The sequence below is a fragment of the Collinsella ihumii genome (genome assembly GCF_030385545.1).
Lineage (GTDB): Bacteria > Actinomycetota > Coriobacteriia > Coriobacteriales > Coriobacteriaceae > Collinsella > Collinsella ihumii.
On record NZ_JAUEIQ010000008.1, the window covers coordinates 69,507 to 90,319 of the forward strand.

Annotated in this window: 20 protein-coding genes; 11 read left to right on the top strand and 9 right to left on the bottom strand. The window is 66.0% G+C overall.

The window, feature by feature from the left end; all coding sequences use genetic code 11:
• The first annotated feature begins 221 nt into the window (after positions 1-221).
• The 5 genes from QVN30_RS08615 to QVN30_RS08635 all read left to right on the top strand — a co-directional run bounded on the left by QVN30_RS08615 (position 222) and on the right by QVN30_RS08635 (position 6,746).
• Positions 222-1,247: a LacI family DNA-binding transcriptional regulator gene (locus QVN30_RS08615; protein WP_204564446.1), complete on the top strand. Its 1,026-nt coding sequence runs from the start codon at positions 222-224 to the stop codon at positions 1,245-1,247.
• A 235-nt stretch (positions 1,248-1,482) separates the two neighbouring features.
• A complete protein-coding gene (locus QVN30_RS08620) occupies positions 1,483-2,112 on the top strand; it encodes an MFS transporter (protein WP_289836085.1) in 630 nt (209 codons plus the stop codon).
• A 169-nt stretch (positions 2,113-2,281) separates the two neighbouring features.
• Positions 2,282-3,895, top strand: a complete 1,614-nt coding sequence (locus QVN30_RS08625; protein ID WP_066833678.1) for a peptide chain release factor 3 — start codon at positions 2,282-2,284, stop codon at positions 3,893-3,895.
• A 257-nt stretch (positions 3,896-4,152) separates the two neighbouring features.
• The gene (gene queA / locus QVN30_RS08630) at positions 4,153-5,376 is read left to right on the top strand and encodes a tRNA preQ1(34) S-adenosylmethionine ribosyltransferase-isomerase QueA (protein WP_289836086.1); all 1,224 of its coding nucleotides are present in this window, start codon (positions 4,153-4,155) and stop codon (positions 5,374-5,376) included.
• Positions 5,377-5,576: 200 nt separating this feature from the next.
• Complete coding sequence (locus QVN30_RS08635; protein ID WP_289836087.1) at positions 5,577-6,746, top strand: SLC13 family permease; 1,170 nt, start codon at positions 5,577-5,579, stop codon at positions 6,744-6,746.
• A 108-nt stretch (positions 6,747-6,854) separates the two neighbouring features.
• Here QVN30_RS08635 and QVN30_RS08640 read toward each other — a convergent pair whose 3' ends face one another.
• A complete protein-coding gene (locus QVN30_RS08640; RefSeq protein ID WP_204570212.1) occupies positions 6,855-7,139 on the bottom strand; it encodes a GNAT family N-acetyltransferase in 285 nt (94 codons plus the stop codon).
• A gap of 263 nt (positions 7,140-7,402) precedes the next feature.
• Here QVN30_RS08640 and QVN30_RS08645 point away from each other — a divergent pair, with 263 nt between their 5' ends.
• The 4 genes from QVN30_RS08645 to QVN30_RS08660 all read left to right on the top strand — a co-directional run bounded on the left by QVN30_RS08645 (position 7,403) and on the right by QVN30_RS08660 (position 11,169).
• Entirely contained in the window at positions 7,403-8,431 is a 1,029-nt protein-coding gene (locus QVN30_RS08645) for a 3-deoxy-7-phosphoheptulonate synthase (RefSeq protein ID WP_066833670.1), read from the top strand.
• Between the two features lie 264 nt (positions 8,432-8,695).
• Positions 8,696-9,343, top strand: a complete 648-nt coding sequence (locus QVN30_RS08650) for a DNA-3-methyladenine glycosylase family protein (RefSeq protein WP_289836088.1) — start codon at positions 8,696-8,698, stop codon at positions 9,341-9,343.
• Between the two features lie 2 nt (positions 9,344-9,345).
• Entirely contained in the window at positions 9,346-9,885 is a 540-nt protein-coding gene (locus tag QVN30_RS08655) for a methylated-DNA--[protein]-cysteine S-methyltransferase (protein WP_289836089.1), read from the top strand.
• Between the two features lie 417 nt (positions 9,886-10,302).
• Positions 10,303-11,169 (top strand): deoxyribonuclease IV, encoded by an 867-nt coding sequence (locus QVN30_RS08660; protein ID WP_289836090.1) that lies wholly within the window; start codon positions 10,303-10,305, stop codon positions 11,167-11,169.
• 38 nt (positions 11,170-11,207) lie between these two features.
• Here the strand turns inward: QVN30_RS08660 and QVN30_RS08665 are convergent, their stop codons facing one another.
• The 5 genes from QVN30_RS08665 to QVN30_RS08685 all read right to left on the bottom strand — a co-directional run bounded on the left by QVN30_RS08665 (position 11,208) and on the right by QVN30_RS08685 (position 15,980).
• A complete protein-coding gene (locus QVN30_RS08665) occupies positions 11,208-12,473 on the bottom strand; it encodes a glycoside hydrolase family 3 protein (protein WP_289836091.1) in 1,266 nt (421 codons plus the stop codon).
• A gap of 253 nt (positions 12,474-12,726) precedes the next feature.
• Positions 12,727-13,968 (bottom strand): iron-containing alcohol dehydrogenase, encoded by a 1,242-nt coding sequence (locus tag QVN30_RS08670; RefSeq protein ID WP_289836092.1) that lies wholly within the window; start codon positions 13,966-13,968, stop codon positions 12,727-12,729.
• A 48-nt stretch (positions 13,969-14,016) separates the two neighbouring features.
• The gene (locus QVN30_RS08675) at positions 14,017-14,655 is read right to left on the bottom strand and encodes a lactate utilization protein (RefSeq protein ID WP_289836093.1); all 639 of its coding nucleotides are present in this window, start codon (positions 14,653-14,655) and stop codon (positions 14,017-14,019) included.
• A gap of 196 nt (positions 14,656-14,851) precedes the next feature.
• On the bottom strand, positions 14,852-15,271 hold the full coding sequence (locus tag QVN30_RS08680) for a flavodoxin (RefSeq protein WP_204564457.1): 420 nt from the start codon (positions 15,269-15,271) through the stop codon (positions 14,852-14,854).
• 40 nt (positions 15,272-15,311) lie between these two features.
• A complete protein-coding gene (locus tag QVN30_RS08685) occupies positions 15,312-15,980 on the bottom strand; it encodes a DUF3793 family protein (protein WP_289836094.1) in 669 nt (222 codons plus the stop codon).
• 178 nt (positions 15,981-16,158) lie between these two features.
• Here QVN30_RS08685 and QVN30_RS08690 point away from each other — a divergent pair, with 178 nt between their 5' ends.
• Positions 16,159-16,545 carry a heavy-metal-associated domain-containing protein gene (locus QVN30_RS08690; RefSeq protein WP_289836095.1) on the top strand — a complete coding sequence of 129 codons (387 nt, stop codon included), beginning with the start codon at positions 16,159-16,161 and terminating at the stop codon, positions 16,543-16,545.
• 578 nt (positions 16,546-17,123) lie between these two features.
• Here QVN30_RS08690 and QVN30_RS08695 read toward each other — a convergent pair.
• A complete protein-coding gene (locus tag QVN30_RS08695) occupies positions 17,124-17,564 on the bottom strand; it encodes a YolD-like family protein (protein WP_289836096.1) in 441 nt (146 codons plus the stop codon).
• Positions 17,557-19,077, bottom strand: coding sequence for a Y-family DNA polymerase (locus QVN30_RS08700; protein ID WP_289836097.1), 1,521 nt, complete (start codon positions 19,075-19,077; stop codon positions 17,557-17,559). Before QVN30_RS08700 ends, QVN30_RS08695 begins: the two co-directional genes overlap by 8 nt.
• A 187-nt stretch (positions 19,078-19,264) precedes the next feature.
• Between QVN30_RS08700 and QVN30_RS08705 the strand changes: the two genes are divergently transcribed.
• Complete coding sequence (locus QVN30_RS08705) at positions 19,265-19,999, top strand: phosphatase PAP2 family protein (protein ID WP_289836098.1); 735 nt, start codon at positions 19,265-19,267, stop codon at positions 19,997-19,999.
• A 398-nt stretch (positions 20,000-20,397) separates the two neighbouring features.
• Here QVN30_RS08705 and QVN30_RS08710 read toward each other — a convergent pair whose 3' ends face one another.
• Positions 20,398-20,718, bottom strand: coding sequence for an MGMT family protein (locus QVN30_RS08710; RefSeq protein ID WP_204539059.1), 321 nt, complete (start codon positions 20,716-20,718; stop codon positions 20,398-20,400).
• Positions 20,719-20,813 lie beyond the last annotated feature (95 nt).

Genomic DNA, 20,813 nt, shown 5'->3' on the forward strand with positions numbered 1-20,813 from the left:
TGAAAAGAACCGGTTAAGTTACCGATTACGTAACCGAGTACGGTTTATCACACGGACGAGGGGTCAGACAATGAATCGCCCGCAGCGGGCCCCGTCTTGTCGGTGTACGGTAGGAAATCGCGGGTGAGCGTATCGGCCGAGGCGGTTGCCGTGCGGACGCGCCTGCATCCGCCGCACCGCTTGTGCTAGGCTGAGCGCTATGTGCAAGAGAGGGAGGACCGATGGGCAAGAAGAGCGTCACGTTTGCCGATATCGCGCGCTACACCCATTTCTCGAAGACGACGATATCGCGCTACTTCAACGACCCTGACTCGCTGACGGTGGAGAACCAGGAGAAGATCGCCGCGGCGCTTGAGGAGCTCGGCTACAAGGAGAACAAGGTCGCCCGCATCCTCGCGAGCGGCAAGACCGAGTTCGTGGGTGTCATCGTGCCGAACCTCTACCTGCACTTCTACTCGCAGATGCTCGACGAGATCCTAGCGACCTACGAGACGTACGGCTACAAGTTCCTCGTGTTCGCCGGCGACGACAACCGCGACGTGGAGCGCCGCTACATCGAGGAGCTGCTCGCCTACCAGATCGAGGGCATGATCGTCCTCAGCAACACGGTGCCCTCCGAGGAGCTCGCCTCCTTCCAGGTGCCGGTCGTCACCATCGAGCGAGAGGACCGCTTCTGCAGCAGCGTGAATACCGACAACCGCGCGGGCGGCGCCCTGGCGGCAGGCCTTCTGGACGAATGCGGCTGCGAGGTGCTCATCCATATCAACTCCGACGTGCCCGAGTCGGTGCCCGCGCACGGGCGCATCAGCGGCTTTGTGGACGCGTGCCGCGAGCGCGGGGTGGCCTGCGAGCTCATGCTGCGCGATTTCGGCCACGGCTACGAGGAGGCGGACCGGACGATGCGCCAGGTGTTCGAAGAGCTGGAGGAGCGCTTCCCGGGCAGGCGCAAGGGCGTGTTCGTGTCGAACGACACCTACGCGAACATGCTCGTGAACCAGATCGTGCGGACGCATGGGGGCCTGCCCGACGAGTACCGCATCGTGGGCTTCGACGATTCACCGGTCTCGCGCGAGTCCGTCATCCCCATCAGCACGGTGCGCCAGCAGGTTTCCCGCATCGCCCAGGAGGCCATGGGGCTGCTCATGGCACAGATGGAGGAGCGCAAGAAGCGCCGGCCGCGGCCGCTCGGCGAGCCGGTCCATAAGGCCGTGGAGCCGGTGCTGGTCCGTCGCGAGACGGCTCGCTAGCGAGCGCGGCGCGCGGGCGCTGCCGGGTGGGACTTGTCTCGCCCGGGCTCAGCCGCACGCTGTGATGCGGCCCGATACGGCGCCGTGCATGCTATGATGTGCCCGCCCATCGCGGGAGGGGGTCGGTTGCCGCCACGCCCGCGATAGCGCCCGGTGCCGCAGCGCGATCGCTGCTACCGGGGGGGCGCGTTTCCGGGCGCGTGGATCTGTCCGCGCGCGTCTGGGAGGTAATCGCGTGAGTAGCGCCGCATCCGCCGGCATGCCCCGTTCCAACAAGTGGGTCATCCTGTTCACCATCGTGGCCATGACGTTCATGTCCACACTCGACAGCAGCATCGTCAACATCGCCCTTCCCGTCATGCAGGAGGAGCTCACCGCCATCCCGCTTGGCATGGCGGCGGTGGGTCCCGCCGCCGGCGCCCTGTCCGACCGCATCGGCAGCGCCCTGCCGTGTTTCACGGGCCTGGTGATTTATGCGGTGGGCATCGCCTTCACGGGAAGCCTGCCCGCGACCGCCCCGCTTGCCGTCATCGTCGTCGGCATGCTCGTGATGGCGGTCGGCACGGGACTGTTCCAGTCGCCGAACAACTCGCTCGTCATGGGGTCGGTTGCGCCCGAGCACCTGGGGTTCGCGGGCAGCGTCGTCGCGCTCGTGCGATATCTGGGCATGTCGGTCGGCGTTTCCGGCGGCAGCGCGCTTCTGTACGGCCGCATGTCCGAGGGGGCGGGTTACGCGGTGGACGCCTTCATCGAGGGGCGCCCCGACCTGTTCTGCTCCGGGTTCTCCTTCACGTTCGCGGTCATCGCGGCGCCCGTCGTCGCAGGCGCCGTGCTGTGCGCGGCCGCGGCGCGGACGAAGGGGTAGGGCGCGGCGCGGCTGCGCGCATGCTCGCGCCGTCGGGGCGCGCCGCCGCTCGGCCGGCGGTTTTCGCGTGGACGTCTCGTGTGTCGGGGCGCTTGCGGCTACAATGGCTCAGGTCAAACGCATATGAGGGGCCGCCGTCGAGCACCGCGGCCGCAGAACAGGGGAGCCCATGCCAAGCATCGCCGATGAGATCTCGTCGCGCCGTACCTTCGCCATCATCTCGCACCCGGACGCGGGCAAGACCACGCTGACCGAGAAGCTGCTGCTGTACACCGGCACGATCCAGTCGGCCGGCTCGGTCAAGGGGAAGAGCAGCGCCAAGCACGCGGTGTCCGACTGGATGGACATCGAGAAGCAGCGCGGCATCTCGGTCACCTCGTCGGTGCTGCAGTTCACCTACGGCGGCTGCTGCGTGAACATCCTCGACACCCCGGGCCACCAGGACTTTTCCGAGGACACCTACCGCACGCTCATGGCGGCGGACTCCGCGGTCATGGTCATCGACGGCGCCAAGGGCGTCGAGGCGCAGACCGTGAAGCTCTTCCGCGTCTGCGCCCTGCGCGGCATCCCCATCTTCACGTTCGTGAACAAGCTCGACCGCGAGACGCGCGACCCGTTCGAGCTCATGGAGGAGATCGAGAACGTGCTGGGCATCGGCACGTGTCCGATGAACTGGCCGATCGGAAACGGCAAGAACTTCCGCGGCGTGTTCGACCGCGCGAGCCGCCACGTGCTGGCCTTCGAGGGCGACGGGCGCGCCAACGCGTCCAAGAAGGTCAACGAGATCGAGGCGGAGCTCGGCGACCCCGCGCTCGACGAGCTCATCGGCGCCGAGAACCACCGCAACCTCATGGACGACATCGAGCTGCTCGACGGCGCCGCCGACGAGTTCGATTTCGACGCCGTGCGCGCCGGCAAGCTCTCGCCGGTGTTCTTCGGATCGGCCCTCACGAACTTCGGAGTGGAGCCGTTTTTGAAGGACTTCCTGCGCCTGGCGCCCGCGCCGTCCGCCCACACCGACGCGCTCACCGGCGAGCCGGTGGAGCCGGAGACCTCGGCGTTCTCGGGCTTCGTGTTCAAGATCCAGGCCAACATGGACAAGAACCACCGCGACCGCATCGCCTTCGTGCGCATCTGCTCGGGCAAGTTCGAGCGCGGCATGGACGCGTGGCACATGCAGGGCAACCGCAAGATCAAGCTGGCCACGGGCACGGCGATGATGGCCGATGACCGCGCGACGGTGGACGAGGCGTATGCCGGCGACATCGTGGGCCTGTTCGACCCGGGCATGTTCTCCATCGGCGACACCGTCTGCAGTACCTCGTGCCGCGTGCAGTACGCGGGAATCCCCACGTTCGCGCCCGAGCACTTCGCGCGCGTGTCGCAGGTCGACACGCTCAAGCGCAAGCAGTTCGTGAAGGGTATGGAAGAGCTCGCCCAAGAGGGCGCCATCCAGATCTTCCGCGAGCTCGGCGCCGGCATGGAGAGCGTGATCGTGGGCGTGGTCGGCGAGCTGCAGTTCGAGGTCCTCGAGCAGCGCCTGAAGAGCGAGTACCATGTCGAGGTGCGCCGCCAGCCCCTCGGCTACACCGACATCCGCTGGATCGCCAACGAGCCCGGCCAGGTCGACATCAAGAGCCTGAACCTCACGCGCGACACGCTGCGCGTCGAGGACATGCGCGGCGGCAAGCTGCTGCTGTTTACGAGCCCGTGGAACGTCGACTGGGCCTTTGAGCACAACCCCGACCTCGAGCTCTCGGAGTTCGGCAACGTGACGTTCTAGGAGGACGCCGACCGGGCCATCTTAACGGGTGGCCTGGCATGCAAATCGGGGACGTACCTGCTGCGTGCATTTTTGCACGCAGCAGGTACGTCCCCGATTTGCACGATGCAGGGCTCGCGGCGCATCGCATCCGCTCCCATGTGCAGCGCCTGCGTGGATATGGGGGAGGGCCTGTGCCCCGCCGTGCGTTGCGCTAGGATAGCAACGTTGGTCATCCGCCGTATCCGATACGGCTGCAAGAAGAAAGCTTTCATCCCATGCGAACCGATGATTTCGATTACAACCTGCCCGAAGAGCTGATCGCTCAGGCCCCGGCCGAGCCGCGTGACAGCTGCCGCCTGCTTGTGCTCGACCGCCGCGGACAGACGCGGGAAGGCGACGGGCGCATCGCCCTGTCCCACGGCGGGACCGTGGAGCACAGGGTCTTCCGCGACATCATCGACTATATCGAGCCCGGCGACGTGCTCGTCATCAACAAGACGCGCGTCATGCCGGCGCGCCTGATCGGGCGCAAGGCCAAGACGGGCGGCGTGGCCGAGACGCTGCTGCTGCGCCGTCGCGAGGACATCGATGCGCTCGGCCATGTGTGGGAGTGCCTCGTCAACCCCGGCAAGCGCCTGAAGCCGGGGGCGGTGATCGAGTACCGCGCGGGCGGCCTGCACGCGCCCGAGACGGCGCCGGTCGTGCTCACGGGCGAGGTCGTCGACTTCGTGCCCGAGAGCCGCGGCGGCCGCCTGGTCCGGTTCACCCCGCAGGGCGAGAGCGCGCAGGGGGCGCCCCGCACGCTCGACGAGGCGATTCATGCCGCGGGCCATGTGCCGCTGCCTCCCTACATCACCGACTACCAGGGCGATCCCGAGAAGTACCAGACCGTGTACGCCATGAAGGAGGAGCATTCCGCGGCGGCGCCTACGGCCGGCCTGCACTTCACCCCTGAGCTCATGGAGCGCATCGAGGCGAAGGGCGCCAGGTTCGTGGCCGTGGAGCTCGAGGTCGGTATCGACACGTTCCGCCTGGTGGAGGAGGACGACCCCACGCAGCACGTCATGCACACCGAGCGCTACCATGTGCCGGCCGAGGTCATCGACGCCGTGCACGAGGCCAAGGCTTCCGGCCGCCGCGTGATCGCGGTCGGTACCACGGCCGTGCGCTCGCTGGAGAGCGCGTTCGATGCGGAGGCGCCCGCGTCCGAGCCGCCCGTGGTCGCACGCTATTTCGAGGGTCGCGAGGACGGTGCGGACACGCTGGGCCGCGGCGACATCACGGTGCGTGCGGACGCCACGACGAACCTCTACCTCATGCCGGGGTCGACCTACCATGTCGTCGACGCGCTGATCACGAACTTCCACGTGCCGCGCTCGACGCTCATGATGCTCGTGTCGGCGCTCGCCACGCGCGACCAGATCATGGATGCCTACGCCGAGGCCATCAAGGAGCGCTACCGCTTCTTCAGCTTCGGCGACGCCATGCTCATCATGTAGCCCTCGCTCTTGGCCTCTTTCGGCTACGTCCCCAATGGCGCCATTGTTGGCCTCATTGGGGACGTAGCCGGGAGAGGCCAAGTTTGTTCGCTGCGCGTATGGATTTGGTCGGGTGATGCTGCGGGCGCGCATATCCCGCTATACTCCATCTGGCCGTCTTGGCGAAAGGGGCGCCGAGGACGATTCGAAGGAGGGCATTCGTGGCGGCGGTAAGAAGGCGAATCAGGAGCCTGCGCTCGCTTGTGGGCAAAGATCCGGTGCTGGCGATCGCGACGGTACTCGCGCTTGCGTCGTGCGCGGCGGTGCCGCCCGATGCCGGCTATGCCGACTATGTCGACCTGCATACCATCGGGCTGCTGTTCAGCCTCATGGCCGCCATGACCGGCCTTTCGCGCGCGGGGGTGTTCCGCGTCGCATGCCGGCACCTGCTCGCGGCCATCCGCGGTACGCGCCCGCTCATCCTGGCGCTCACGCTGCTGGCCTTCTTCTCGAGCATGTTCATCACGAACGACGTCGCCCTCGTGACCTTCGTGCCCCTGGCGCTGCTGGCGCTCGATTCGCTGCGCTCGCCCAAGCTCACCTGCTTCACCGTGGTGATGATGACCATCGCCGCCAACGTGGGCAGCATGCTGACGCCGGTCGGCAATCCCCAGAACCTCTACCTGTATTCGGTCTCGGGCATGCCGCTGCCCGACTTCATGCTGCTCGTCGCCCCGTATGCGGCGGCAGCTCTCGTGATGCTCGCTATCGTGATCGTGGTGGCGGGCCAGGCGCTCAAGCGCGACGGCATCGAGGAGCTTGCGGACGCCCGTCGCGGCCGTGCGCCCGTCACCGCGACGGCTGAGCCGGATGCGCTCGCGCCGGCGCGTATCGTGCCGTGGGTGGCGGTGTTCGCCGTCTCGCTGCTTGCCGTGGCGCACGTCGTGCCCGTGGGTGTTCCGGTGGCCGTCGCCCTGCTCGTGGGCGCCGTGGCGGACCGCGGTGCGCTTGCGCACGTGGACTACGGCCTGCTCGTGACCTTCGTGGCGTTCTTCGTCTTCGTGGGCAACATGGGCCGTATCGAAGCGATCGACGCCTTCATCGCGTCGGTGGTCGCCGGCCACGAGCTCATCGTGTCCGTCGTGGCGAGCCAGGTGCTCTCCAACGTGCCCACGGCGATCCTGCTGTCGGGCTTCACATCCGACCTTCCGGCCCTCATCGTGGGCACGAACATCGGCGGGCTGGGCACGCTCATCGCCTCCATGGCGAGCCTCATCTCCTACAAGCAGCTCGCGCTGTGGCTACCCGCCCACAAGGGCCGCTACCTCGTGATGTTCACGGCGTGGAACGTGGCGTTCCTGACGGTTCTTCTGGCGCTTGCCCTGCTGTAGCGAATCTGGGGAGGACGCCCGAGCCCCGCCCGCAGCCGCCGCGCACGAAGGCGCCGCCGCACAGCCAAGCTGCGCGGCGGCGCCTTCGTGCGTTCGAGCCGGATGCGCCTACGACGCGAGCAGCGATGCCCGCTCGGGATGCTTCTCGAACCACTGTACGGCGTAGCTGCACGTCGCGTGCGCGCGGCGGCCGGTCTCCTCCAGCTCCTGCGCGACGTTTTCCAGCAGCTTGCCGGCAATGCCCTGGCCGCGCAGCGACTCGTCGACAAACGTATGGTTGATGTTGACCACGCTGCCGTCCTCGGCGGGGAACGTCACCTCGGCGAGCACGGTCCCTTCGGGGTCAACATATCGCACGGCGTTGGTGTGGATCTCAAACTGATTGGTATCCATGAAGATGCCCTTTCATGTCCGTAGTGCCTGCCTGCACATGGTTGTACCCGAGGCACGCGCCGGTCCGCGTGGTGTCGAACAAGCGGTAACCAATCGGAAACAGGGTGATTGCCCAGCGGTCGAACGCCGCAGGTATGCGGTTGCGGGGAAGAGAATTATTAACATTTCGATTTCGTGCGTCAAGGGGACTTTCCGCGACGGTTGGGGCAGGGGATAATCGCCCCTATATGTGTTGCCGATGATGTGAAAAAGGAGTGCCGACCATGTCAATGAAGTTCAAGCGTCTGCTGCCTATCCCCAAGGAGATTCGCGAGGAGATGCCGCTTTCTGCGGACATGGCGGGCAAGAAGGCGGACTTCGATGCGCAGGTCGCAGACGTTCTCACCGGCCGCGATCCGCGTCGCCTGCTGATCATCGGCCCGTGCTCGGCCGATCGCGAGGATTCGGTGCTCGAATACGTGACGCGTCTCGCCAAGCTCGCCGACCGCGTGCGCGACCGCTTCGTGATCATCCCGCGCGTCTACACCAACAAGCCGCGCACGAAGGGTACAGGCTACAAGGGGCTCCTCCACAACCCCGATCCCGAGGGGGCGCCCAATCTGCTTGAGGGCGTCAAGGCCATTCGCCGCATGCACCTGCGCGTGGTCGAGGAGACGGGCATGTTCACGGCCGACGAGATGCTCTACCCCTCGAACTACCAGTACCTGATCGACCTGCTCGGATACATCGCGGTCGGCGCGCGCTCGGTCGAGAACCAGGAGCATCGTCTCGTCGCTTCCGGCGTCCCCATGCCTGTGGGCATGAAGAACCCGACGGGCGGATCGACCGACGTCATGCTCAACTCCATCTACGCGGCCCAGCAGCCGCAGACCTTCCTGTTCCGCAACTGGGAGGTCGAGACGACGGGCAACCCGCTCGCCCACGCCGTGCTGCGCGGCTACATCGGTGAGGACGGGCTCAACTATCCCAACTACCACTACGAGTACCTGGAGCGCCTGGCTGCCAAGTACACGGAGGACAACTTCGCCCATCCCGCGGCGATCATCGACTGCAACCACGACAACTCCGGCAAGCGCCCGCTCGAGCAGATTCGCATCATGAAGGAGGTGCTCGACTCCGCTCGCCGCGCGCCGGCGATCGGCCGGCTCGTGCGCGGCTTCATGGTCGAGAGCTACCTGGAAGACGGCAACCAGCCCATCGACGGCGGCGTGTTCGGCAAATCCATCACCGATGCGTGCCTGGGCTGGGAGAAGACCGAGCGGCTCGTGCTCGAGATTGCCGAGCGCTCGTAGAGCGCGACCGGCGGCCGAGGCGTCGCGACGCGCGCGGCGTGAGGACACGGCGACCTTTGATGAAAACGGGGACGCGCCCGCGCGGCCGATGCGGCTGCGCGGGCGTTTTCGTGCGACAATGGTTGCAGGTTGACGCCTTGGGGGACATCGAGCGATTCATTTCGCGCCGCACCTTCGTCCGCATCCGCCGTGCCGCGGGGCCGACCGGCGCGAACGCACGTGACCGGTGCCTCCTTAGGGCATGCTGCGTGAACGGAGGCTTCGATGGCCTGCTTTGCCTACGGGGAGACCGAGCTTGCGTATCTGCGGTCGCGCGACGCGCGGCTGGCCGAGGCGATCGACGCCATCGGTCCCGTCGAGCGCGAGGTCGATGACGACCTGTTCTCGTCGGTCGTGCACCAGATCGTCGGGCAGCAGATCTCGACGAAAGCACTGGCGACCATCTGGGGCCGTATGCGGGAGCGGCTGGGTGCCGTGGACGCCGCGCATGTGCTCGACGCCGGCCGCGACGGGCTCCAGGCTCTGGGGATCTCGTTTCGCAAGGCCGATTACCTGCTCGATTTCGCCGAGCGGGTGCAGGACGGCTCGTTCGACCTCGATGCGGTCGCAGCGCTGCCCGACGAGCAGGCGATATCGGCGCTCGTGTCGCTCAAGGGGGTCGGCCGCTGGACGGCAGAGATGATCTTGCTGTTTTGCCTGCAGCGGCCCGACGTGCTCTCCTTTGACGACCTGGCCATCCAGCGCGGCATGAGGATGCTCTACCATCATCGGCGCATCACCCCGCAGCTGTTCGCGAAGTATCGGCGCCGCTACAGCCCGTATGGCAGCGTGGCGAGCCTGTATCTGTGGGCCATCGCGGGCGGCGCCATACCGGGCATGCGCGACTGGGCGCCCAAATCACGAAAGGGGTAGCGATGTCCATGCAGAAGCGGACCTACGACTCGCCGCTGGGCCCTTTGCTGCTCGCGGCGGACGAGCTGGGGCTTGCCGGCGTGTGGTTCGAGGGGCAGAAGCATCTTGGCGAATTCGGGTCGACGCGCCGTCGTTTGGGCGAGGACGGCGGGGGCGATCTGGCTGCCTTCCGTGAGGCGTGTCGTGCGCTCGACGGCGCGTGCTGTTGGCTCGATCGGTATTTCGCCAAAGAGGTGCCGGACGAGGCGCCGCGGCTCCATCTGATGGGATCGGATTTCCAGCGGCGCGTCTGGGGCCTGCTTGCCGAGATCCCGTACGGGCAGACGACGACGTACGGGCAGCTCGCGCAGGAGCTCGGGCGGCGCTACGGCGTGCGGACCTCGGCGCGTGCCGTCGGCGGCGCGGTCGGACGCAACCCGGTCTCGATCATCGTGCCCTGCCATCGTGTGGTGGGCGCTGACGGCTCGATCACGGGATACGCGGGAGGGCTCGACCGCAAGCGGGCGCTGCTCGAGCTTGAAGGGGTGCACGCGACGCCGTAGGCGACGTTGCTGCATATTCCTGTCAAGAAAGTGCATAAAAATCCGCTTCGGGCAAAACCCACAGAGACGGTAGGCTGAGTTTGGTGCGATTTTTGAGGCACATCTCTCCACCACCGCTACACCCCTCAGCAATTCCGCAGGAAACAACTGGGCAAATGCCGAGGGGTGCGGTGCATGTGGGCGAAGGGCACCTAAAAATCGCACCAAACTCGATATACACGTTTTTTGGGGTGCTCGGGGACGGGTTCATTTCAGCCCGTCCCGCTTGGCGGTTGATTGGGGACGGGTTCATTTCAACCCATCCCGCTTGGCGAGATGCGACGGCCACCGTGATGAGGAAGACGCCGCCCAGCCTGCCGCCGCCTTCGGTTGTGGCGTACAATGGGCGCGCCGTCTTGACTGAGAAATGGAGTTTGAATGCTTACTATCGGGTGCCATCTGTCCACGACGAAGGGCTTCGAGGCCATGGGCGCCACCGCGCTGTCCATCGGAGCGAACACCTTCGCGTTCTTCACGCGCAATCCGCGAGGGGGATCGGTCAAGGAGCTCGACTTGGACGATGTCGCCGCCCTGCAGCGCATCCTCGACGAGCACGCGTTCGGGCCCCTCGTGGCGCATGCCCCCTACACGTACAATCCCTGCTCCGCAAAGGAGCGGGCGCGCGAGTTCGCGCTCGAGGCGATGGCCGAGGATCTGCAGCGCATGGAGGCGCTTCCGGGCAACTACTACAACTTCCATCCCGGCTCGCACGTGGGGCAGGGCGCCGAGGTCGGTATCGATTTGATCGTCGAGACCCTCTGCCAGGTCATGTTCGAGGGCATGCGCACCACGGTGCTGCTGGAGACCATGGCGGGCAAGGGCACCGAGGTCGGCCGCACATTCGAGGAGCTTGCGGCCATCATCGAGGGCGTCGAGGAGCGCTCGCCGCGCCTTGCGGAGCATCTGGGGGTGTGCCTGGATACCTGCCATGTGAGCGACGGCGGGTACGATATCATCCACGATCTCGACGGCGTGCTCGCGGACTTTGACCGCATCATCGGCCTTCCGCGCCTGCGCGCCGTGCACATCAACGACTCCAAGAACCCGTGCGGGGCGCATAAGGACCGCCATGCCAAGATCGGGGAGGGGTATCTGGGCTCTGCCGAGCTCGGAGGAGGGGACGACGTGTTCGCGCGCATCGTCTCGCATCCCGCTCTGCGCGACCTGCCGTTCATTCTGGAGACGCCCAACGAGCTTCCCGGATACGCCGAGGAGATCAAGCGGCTTCGGGCTCTTCAGCAGTAAGCGGATCCGGAAGGCCCCCGATGCGGACGGATGCCTTCCTATGGAAGCAGGCCGAGGTCGTCCTTGACGTTCAAGATGCGCATCACGCTCTCATCGATGCGCGCTTCGGTCAGCACGCCGCCTCCGATCGCCTCGAGCGCGCCGTTGTAGGCGAGCGTGAGATCCGCCGGCATGAGCAGCATGTCGCCTCCGGCAGCGAAGAACTGCACGGCGGCCTCGTCGGGCGTGAAGCGCTGCGTGATGGCGCCCATGGAAAACGAATCCGAGATGATGATGCCGTCGAAGCCGAGCTCGCCGCGCAGCACGTCGCCCATCATGATGGGGGAGAGCGAGGCGGGCAGCCCGTCGGCGGCAAAGTTGGGCGTCTCGATGTGCCCGACCATCACCATGGGCACGCCCGCCTCGATGGCCGCTCGGTACGGTTCGAACTCGCAGGCCTCGATCTCGTCTCTGCTGCGCTCGGTATAGACCGCCCCGGTATGGGAGTCCCCCATGGTGTCGCCGTGCCCCGGGAAGTGCTTCACGCAGGGCGCGACGCCCACGGCGAGCATCGCCTCGACCTGTGCTGCGACCATCTGCGCGACGAGCTGGGGTTCGCTGCCGAACGAGCGCGGGCCGATGACGGGGTTGTCGGGGTTGGTGAGCACGTCCGCATCGGGGGCGAAGTCGAGGTTGAACCCGATGTCGGCGAGATATCCGCCGATCGTGGATCCGACCTCGGCCGCGCGCGACGCGTCGCCGGTCGCCCCGATCTCGCTCATGTTGGGGAAGGTCGGGACATCGAACAGGCCGGAGTTGGCGACGCGCGCGACGAGCGGGCCGCCCTCCTCATCGACGGACAGGAAGGCGCCCACGCCGGCGCCCGATGCGCGGCTCAGTCGGTCGGCGTCGGAGAGCATGTCGCACAGTTGCCGGTCGCCCACGATGTTGTGGGAAAAATAGACGAGCCCTCCGACGGGGATGCGCGCGAGCGCGTCGGCGGTCATGGGGCCCGAGACCGTGGCGACCGAGGCGCCGGTGAGCTGCTCGGGGGTCACGCAGAACAGCTGGGCGACCTTCTGCTCGAGCGTCATGGCGGCAAGCGTCCGCTCGGGTCGCGTCGGTGTGGATGAGGGCCCCGGCTGCACGGGGCCGTCCGTCACCTCCGCTATATCCGGTGAGATGTTCGGGGAGCTGCCATCGCTCGGATCGCCCTGCGGTGCGGCCGAGCTCCCGCCGCAACCGCCCAATCCTGCGCTGAGCGCCATCAAGGCGCCGGCGGCGAGGACGGCGCGGCGGGTGACTGTTCGATGCAAGGATGCCATGGCAGCCCTTTCCTCAAAAACGCATGTGCACAGTTCGGGAGCCTTCGGAAGCCGCCGGCCGATTCATTCCGCGGGCGCGCGGAGGCGATCGGTCGGTGGTTCTCTTGGGCGCATAAGCGTCGCACGGTCGGGGCGGCAGGACAAGTGCCTCAACGGATATCGATAGCGCAGCTCAGCAAAAAGGGCGGCGGGCACAGGCCCGGCCGCCCTGTTCCGACGGGCATCGCGATTGAGATGGCCGACGACGGTACCCTTACAGCGCGCTCCGATAGATGGCCCGCGCGTCGTCGAGCGTCAGCTTCTTGAAGGAGCCGAACAGCTCGCCGCGGTTGATGGAGAGGCCGGGCATGAGCTTTTCGATGTCGTCTTCGGTCATGCCGAATTCCGACAGGGTGCGCGGCATGCCGAGGGAGACGAAGAAGTCCTGCAGCTCGTCGATGGTCGCCTCGACGGCGTCCTCGACAGCGCGCTCGGGCGTGATCTCCTCGTCGATATCGGAGAGGTCGTCGACTGCGGGATCGACCGGCTCGATGCCGAACACCTGCTCTCCGAACGCGAGGAAGCGCTCGGGATGCTCGCGCCAGACATAGCGCATCCAGGCGGGGAAGATGACCGCGAGGCCGGCGCCGTGCGTGATCTTGGGATCGAATGCCGACAGCTCGTGCTCGAGGCCGTGGCAGGTCCAGTCGCCGTCGCGACCGCCCGGAACGCCCAGGCCGAGGCCCGCCAGGCCGTTGTGCGCGAGCGTGCCCACCCACATGATGTTCGCGCGCGCGTCGTAATCCTTCGGATCCTCCATGACGCGCGGCGCGGCGTCCATGACGGCGCGGATCATGCCGCAGGCGATGTTGTCGGTGACGTCCACCGCGGGCTGGCCGGAGAAGAAGCGCTCCATGATGTGGGCGATCATGTCCGTGACGCCCGCTGCCGTCTGGTACGGGGGCAGGGTGAAGGTGAGCTCGGGGTCCATGATGGCGAGCACGGGGCGGTTGAGGTCGGTGTTGAGGCCGCACTTGAGATGCTCTTCGTCGTTGCTGATGACGCAGGAGTTGGACGCCTCGGATCCCGATGCGGGAATGGTGACCACGCACGCAAGCGGCAGATGGTCGGTCGGCGTGGCGCGCTTGCGCCAGAAATCCCACGCATCGCCGTCGTAGACGGCTCCGAGCGCGATGGCCTTTGCGGCGTCCATGGCCGATCCGCCGCCAACGGGCACGACGATGTCCGCCTCGAACTCACGCGCCAGCGCGATGCCCTCGCGCACCGAGGTGATCTCGGGATTGGGCCTCACCCCGCCGAGCTCGGCGTGGGCGACGCCGGCGGCATCCAGCGATGCCTTGACGCGGTCGAGCGTTCCGGTGCGGACCACGGAGCCCTGGCCGAAGACGAGCAGGGCGCGCTTGAAGCCGAGCTTGGCGATCTCGTCGCCTGCGCGGTCGGTCACGCCGCGGCCGAAGACGAAGCGCGTGGGGGAGTAGAACCTAAAATCGTTCACAGTCGTTCCTTTCGAGGACGTGTAATGCCTGATGCCGTGATGTCTATATCAGTAGCCGAGATCCTCGCCGATGAGGATGACCTTGATGCGCCCGTCGTGGCGGGAATGGCGGGTGATGACCGTCTCGCAGCACATGCAGCGCTCGGCATGGCACCTGCCGCAGATGCCGTTGGTCTCGCACGGGGTCGCGGTGTGCAGGCGCGACGCATTGAGCGGGCAGGTCGTCGTGCGGATGCGCTTGATGCCGGAGTCGACGTCGGCCACGAGCTTGTTCATGCCGACCAGCACGACGACGTGCGCCGGTCCGTGGACGAGCAGCGCCAAGCGGTCGCCGTTGCCGTCGATGTTGACGAGCTCACCGCCGATGGTCAGCGCGTTCGTGCTCATGAAGAACCAATCGGCGCTCGAGCGGTCGCGCCACATCTCGCGCTTCTCCTCGGGCGTGGTGGCTGTCGTGCGGTCGAGCAGGCGCCAGTCGCCCGCCTCAAGCGCGGCCTTCATGCCCGATTCGGTGAAGGTGACGCTGCCGCCCCAGGTGACGGAGTCGCCTGCGGGAATCATGCCGCACACCAGGTCGACTGCCTCGGCTGCGGTGTCGCAGTAGTAGCCTTCCATGTTGCGGCGCTTGAGATTCTTGATGACGGTTTGCGCCGTGGCGCGATGGGCTGCGCGCTTGGTATCGTCCATAGTTCCCCTCTCTGTTCTGCATTCGGTTCAGATGCCGGGCCGCGTCTGACGGGCTGCGGCGACCCGTCTGGACCGTCACGTCCAATTGTACCCTTGACGGAACGCAAAAAGCCCTGCCGTGAGTCGCGTCGGCAGGGCTTGAGGAGGGGTGGCGTATGGTGCGCCGAGGCGGGTGATCGGCGTCTTTGCGGATATGCTACGCGAGTGCCGCTCCGAGCTCTGCGCAGGAGGCGAGGCCCTCGTCATCGGGTTCGTTGTTCACGATGAGCGTGTCGACCACGTTGGCGCCGGCGTCCTCGGCGTCTTCGCGCCAGGTGTCCATCCACTCGCCCGTGCCCCAGTCGTAGCTGCCGAACAGGGCGATCCTCTTGTCGCCGAGCTCGGGTTTGACGTCGTCCCACATGGGCTGGAACTCGCCCTCTTCGAGCTCTTCGGAGCCCATGGCCGGGCAGCCGAAAGCGAGAGCGTCGTAGCCGGAGACGTTGGTTGCGCTGAAATCTGCAGCCTGGATCGTCTCGACCTCGGCTCCCTTGGATGCTGCGCCCTCGGCAACCGCGTTGGCCATGGCCTCGGTGTTGCCGGTGCCGCTCCAGAAAATGACTGCGATCTTGCTCATGGATGTATCCTTTCTATCGGGTCCGGATTGATCCGGACAGTTACCGGATTGCGACGGCAAGCTGCGCAAGGCTGCTGCCGTTCTGGTGGGCGCGCATGCTGGCTGCGGCGCACCGCTTGAATCGCTCGAATGTCTCGAGCGCGCGTTCGAGGTCGGTGTAGACCTTCCACATGCCCACGGCGAGGTAATCGCGTCCCCGATGCTGGATGAAGCCGACAACGTCCTCGTAGGGGTATCCCAGAAACAGGCCCATCTCGTGGGGGAAATCCTTGCTGCATCCGGACGATGTGCATGGGCAGGGGGTTTCGCGCGCTGCCTGCCTGCGGCCGGGGTCCATGGCCTGCAGCTTGCCGGCGAGCGCCCCGATGCAGCGATCGAGCGAAGCCGTGTCGTATCCCAGGGCGCCGAGAAGGCAGGATGCGCGCCGATCGGACAGGTAGGCCGCCAGCTCGGCAGGACGGTACACGTAGACGAGCGCGCCGCAGGTTCGCCATGCAAGCACGCGCACCGTGATGCCGGCGCTCGCCAGCTGCTGCTCACATGCCGTTATCGCTTCCGCCAGGGCGTGGCGATGCGTTTGGCTGTCGGGAGCGTCGACGAAGTTGCCGGGGAAGGTGAAAAGGCTTGCCGGCTTGAGCGCGGCGAGCGTAGGCGAGCAATGGCGCACGATGGCTCGTTCGAGGGACAGAGAATCGATGGTCCTGGTCATGGCTGCTCCCGTTTACCCTGCGGCTGATGAAAGTTTCCACTAGCAAACTTATAGCGAAGCCGCCTGCAGGTCAAGAAAAAAGTCAACTTTGTCGAACTTATGACGGAAACGCGCTATAGTGGCTGTGACAGCCTGTCTATTGCGCATGTATGCGCGTCCTGCACGGAAAAGGGGAGCTATGGGAGACATCTTCACACCGGGCAACATCATCGTGTTCATCGTCGTCGTGATCGGCCTTGTCGCAGGCGTTCGACGTGCGGTCGGCGGCCTCACCAGGGGGCAGAGTTGCTGCACGGAGGGCAACGAGGGCCGCGCGGTGCGGGCAGTCAAGGTCACGGATACCGACGAGACGCATTACCCGTATGAGATCGATCTGCCCATCGGGGGCATGAGCTGCCAAGGCTGCGCCGACAACGTGGCCCATGCGTTGAACGGGGTCGCCGGCACCTGGGCCACGGTGGATCTCGGCTCCAAGACCGCGCACGTGCGGTCGAAACACCCGATTGACGAGGCCGCGTACGAGGCGGCTGTGCGCGACGCAGGCTACTACGTGATCAAACTGTAATGGGTCATCTGACAGGTGTCGCGCATCCGTTCCCGGAACCGGGGCGCTCGCTCCCGTCGCGACGGACGGTGATCGCCTGCCATGCTAGGATGGGGGTGTGGCCCGGAACCAATATGGTGTTTGGGCGGTACGAGGAACCTGCGAGAGACGAGGTTAATCATGGAGGAGAATCTCGAAAAGAAGCTGGGGGGTCGGCGACGGCTGCGCAGAGATCCCCGATGATGCCCTTGTAGACGCGTCCGGGGGACAAATGATTTGGAAGCCCCCGATGTCTAATGGCAATACTGCGCGGCCTCTCTGGAAGTGCTGTTGGTGTGGCCATATTATCGGGTATCTCTCCTCTGGTTCGGGGTTGGTTCCCCCTCCTTATAGGTGCAGTTGTGGTTCGACATACTACGAATACTACGGTGTCGATCGTGCTCCCCAGTGAGCATATTAAGGGATAACACTTAGGGGCATACACGGGACGTTTGCCTCCCGTTTCCCGCTATCGGAGAGCCGTCGACTGATTCATGCGGCGCCCGGGTCGCGCCAATGCGACCCGGGCGCGCCTTTTGTGCCCCTCTCTCGTGGCGCCCCTATGCGCGCAGGAGCTTCCAGATGTCGTCGAAGGGGATCGTGTTGGTGCCGAGGCGCAGGCGCCGGCGTTCGGGCTCGATGGCGTTCACGACACCCGCGCGCGTCTTGTAGCCGCCGCGATCGTAGTACGTGATGCGCACCAGGTCGCCGCGGCGCACCTGCATGATGGTACGCGACAGCTCATCGGCCTCCTCCTCGGTCAGCTCGTGGCGCGGCTCGACGATGCGCTCCTGCTCCCGCACCAGATCGTAATAGCCGGTCAGGGCGGCAAACGGCATGAACTGCGCGGCGCGGCTCGCCCGCGGCCGGCCGTCCGCGCGGCGCTGGGGACGTCCGTCGCCCCGCTCGAGCGAGGGGGCGCGGCCCGCGTCCTCGACGGGCGTGAACTCGAGATCCCCCCAGGGCGAGGGCACGCGTTTCCTATCCGATATATCAGGCATGGTGTCCTCCCACCTGCTCGTTGCGGTCCCGTCCGGTGGCCTCGTCTTTGTAGCTCGTGCCGCGCAGCAGGGAGTTTTTCCCGTAGCGGTCGCGGACGGCGAGCATCGCCTCGGCGAGGTTGCGTTCGGTCTGCTCGGCCTGCACGTCGGTGAACAGGTCGATCGTCGCGAACTCCTCCGGCAGCAGCCCCCCGAAGCCGATGTTGATGCGCCTGATGGGCCGGGTGGGATCGACGATCTCGTCAAAGAGCGCGTCGAAGCGGGCCATCAAGCGCTTGAACGAGTTGGTGCGTTCCCCCAGCTTGCGCGAAGCCTCCGCATATCCGTAGGCCCGTTTGCCGCGCACGGTGCGTTTGCCGTGCTCGCCCACAAAGACGGCACTTGGCGCGGCGCCGTCCGGATCGCGGGCCGCCTGGCGGGCGCGGATGCCGTCTGCAGCGTGCGCCACGGGCCGCGAGCGCGTCGCATGCGGCGCGGAGACGGCGTCCGGCAGCAGCCCGTGCGTGCTCGCGCGCACCTGCCCGCAGCTGTCGGTCACCCGCGCGCTTCCGCTCGCCCCGATCCGCGCCAGGTCGCGCGCATCGCTCGCATACCCCACGTACAGCGAGATGCCGTCGCACACGGCGCGCTTCGCCACGAGGTCGAGCACCGAGGTGTCGACCATCTCGCGCAGCACCGTGCGCGCCTCCCGGTAGCTGTAGTTGCGCGGCAGCACCTGGCCGCTTGCGATGGAGGTCGCCTCGGGCACGTAGGCGTGGATCTCGGCGATGGTGCACGGCTCGATGCCCTGCGCGTGGTCGATCAGATACTCGGCCGTCACGCCGAACTCGCGGTACAGGAGCGCATCGTCGAGCGCGGCCACGCCCATCAGGTCGGCCACGCCGTATTTGGCGAGGCGCGCCGCGATGCCCGGCCCGATGCCCCAGATGTCGGTGATGGGCCGATGCCGCCAGATCTGCTCGCGAAACAGCTCCTCGTCGAGGTACCCGATGCCGTCGTTGACGTGCTTCGCCGTGATATCGAGCGCCACCTTGGCCAAGAACAGGTTGGTGCCGATGCCCGCGGTGGCACGAATGCCGCACCGCGTGAACACGGCGTCCATGAGCTCGCGCGCGAACTCGCGGGCGGTTTTGTGGTACAGGGCCAGATAGGGAGTCGCATCGATGAAGCACTCGTCGATGGAGTACACGTGGATGTCGTCGGCGCTGACGAACTCGAGGTAGATGCCGTAGATCTGCGCGGAGACCTCCATGTAGTGGCGCATGCGCGGCTTGGCCATGATGTAGTCGATGCCCTCGGGGATCTCGAACACGCGGCAGCGGTTGCGCACGCCGAGCTTCTTCATGGCGGCCGAGACCGCGAGGCAGATGGTCGTGCGCCCGCGGTCGGGGTCGGCCACCACGAGGTTGCAGGTGAGCGTGTCGCGCCCGCGGTCGGCGCATTCGACGGAGGCGTAGAACGTCTTGAGGTCGATGCACAGGTAGGTTTTGTCTTCGCCTTCGCGCCTCGCCACCGTTTCTCCTCCGCTCGAATCGCTCAAACTGAACACATGTTCGATAATAGAGGCTCGCGTGGACAAAAGTCAAACCGGCCGCTTCGCGTCCTGCGCACCGGGGCGGCGTTGTGCGGGAACGATGATGCGCGGACAGGGGAGGGGTCTGGTGGGTACAATGCCGCAAACGCGTTGAGGGGAGATGCGAATGGATCGCATGGGGTCCGGACAGGAAGGTGCCGAGCGTACGCACGGCACGGCAAAGAGGCTTGCGGCCCTGTTGGTTGAAAACCGCGTGCTCGTGCTGGTGCTCGTATGCCTCGCGGTCTTCATGCTGCTGCTTGCGGAGGTGCTCGAAGGCGAGCTCATGCGCATCGATGCGCTCGCGCGCTGGCTGATCGTGGAGCACCTGCGCGCCGATTGGCTCACACCGCTCATGGAGGCCTTCTCGGCTCTGGCGACACCGCTGGTGATCGTCGCCATGCTGCTGGTGATCGCGGCGTTCGCGCCGGGCAAGCGCCCCGGATGGTGCTGCGCGCTCAATGTCGGCCTGGTCGCATTGCTGAACCTCGGCATCAAGGCGCTCGTGCAGAGACCGCGGCCCGAAGGCATCAACCTCGTGGTCGAGCATGGGTTCAGCTTCCCCTCGGGACACTCCATGGCGGCGTGCGCGTTTTTCGGCCTGCTCGTGTGGCTGGTCTGGCATTACGAGGACGACAGGCGCCGTCGCATGCTGTTTTCGGCGGTCTTCTCCCTCATCATCCTCATGATCGGGATCAGCAGGATCTATTTGGGTGTGCACTACGCCTCCGACGTGATCGGCGGTTTTTGTGCCTCGCTGATCTGGCTCGCGTTCTATACGCGCATCGCCGTGCCGCTGTTCTTGGGCCCGACGCCGACGAGGAGAAAGGTGGAGCGGTCGGCGCGAGGAGAGCGTCCTTAGCGGGGGAGTCGACGTGCGTTTGGTGCCACGCTGAGGTCGGATCTCGGTGCCCGTATGCGCACGGTGGGAAAACCGCACTGCAAAACCCCAGGAACGAGGGGGTCAATGGCTCTTGAAAATGAATTTGGTATCAAATCGGGAAGTACAGATGGAAACGGCCATATCTGACAAGCCTGTGATCTGCGGTTTCTTTGGCCAGCCGATTCCGTAGGCTCCGGGAGGGGCCCTCGATCCGCCCCCGTGTGGCCCTTCTGGCCTACGAATTGATACCAAATTCAAAACGAGGCGCCCCCCGCACCTTGGTAAAACCTTTTACCAAGGTGCGATTTCACACACGGGCGGATACGACGGCCTCCAGGCGCGTTCCCGCGGCGCGAAAGATGGTGATCAGTGCTTTCTTACAGCCCCGCAGGCCACCTGCACGCCTTCAGGTCGACATGCGTCTCGTCGCGGAAGACGACCCCTTCGTCTTCAAGGAGGGCGCGCTGGACCTCAGGGCCGCCGAATGCGAACCCCTCGCAGATGCGCCCGTCGGCAAAGACCACGCGGTGGCAGGGGATCTCGCCCGGACGGGGATTCGAATGCAGGGCGTAGCCGACGTAGCGCGCGCGACGCGGCTCACCGATGAGGCGGGCGATCTGCCCGTAGGTCGCCACGAAGCCCACGGGAATCTGCTCGACTGTCTCGTAGACGCGTGCAAAGAATCCGTCTCGCTCCATATCCGGCTCCTTTCCATCCAGACTGCACGAGAATTGTCCCATATCGTCGGTCCTCATAAATGGTTATCCATGGCTAACTTATGAAGAGGATATGG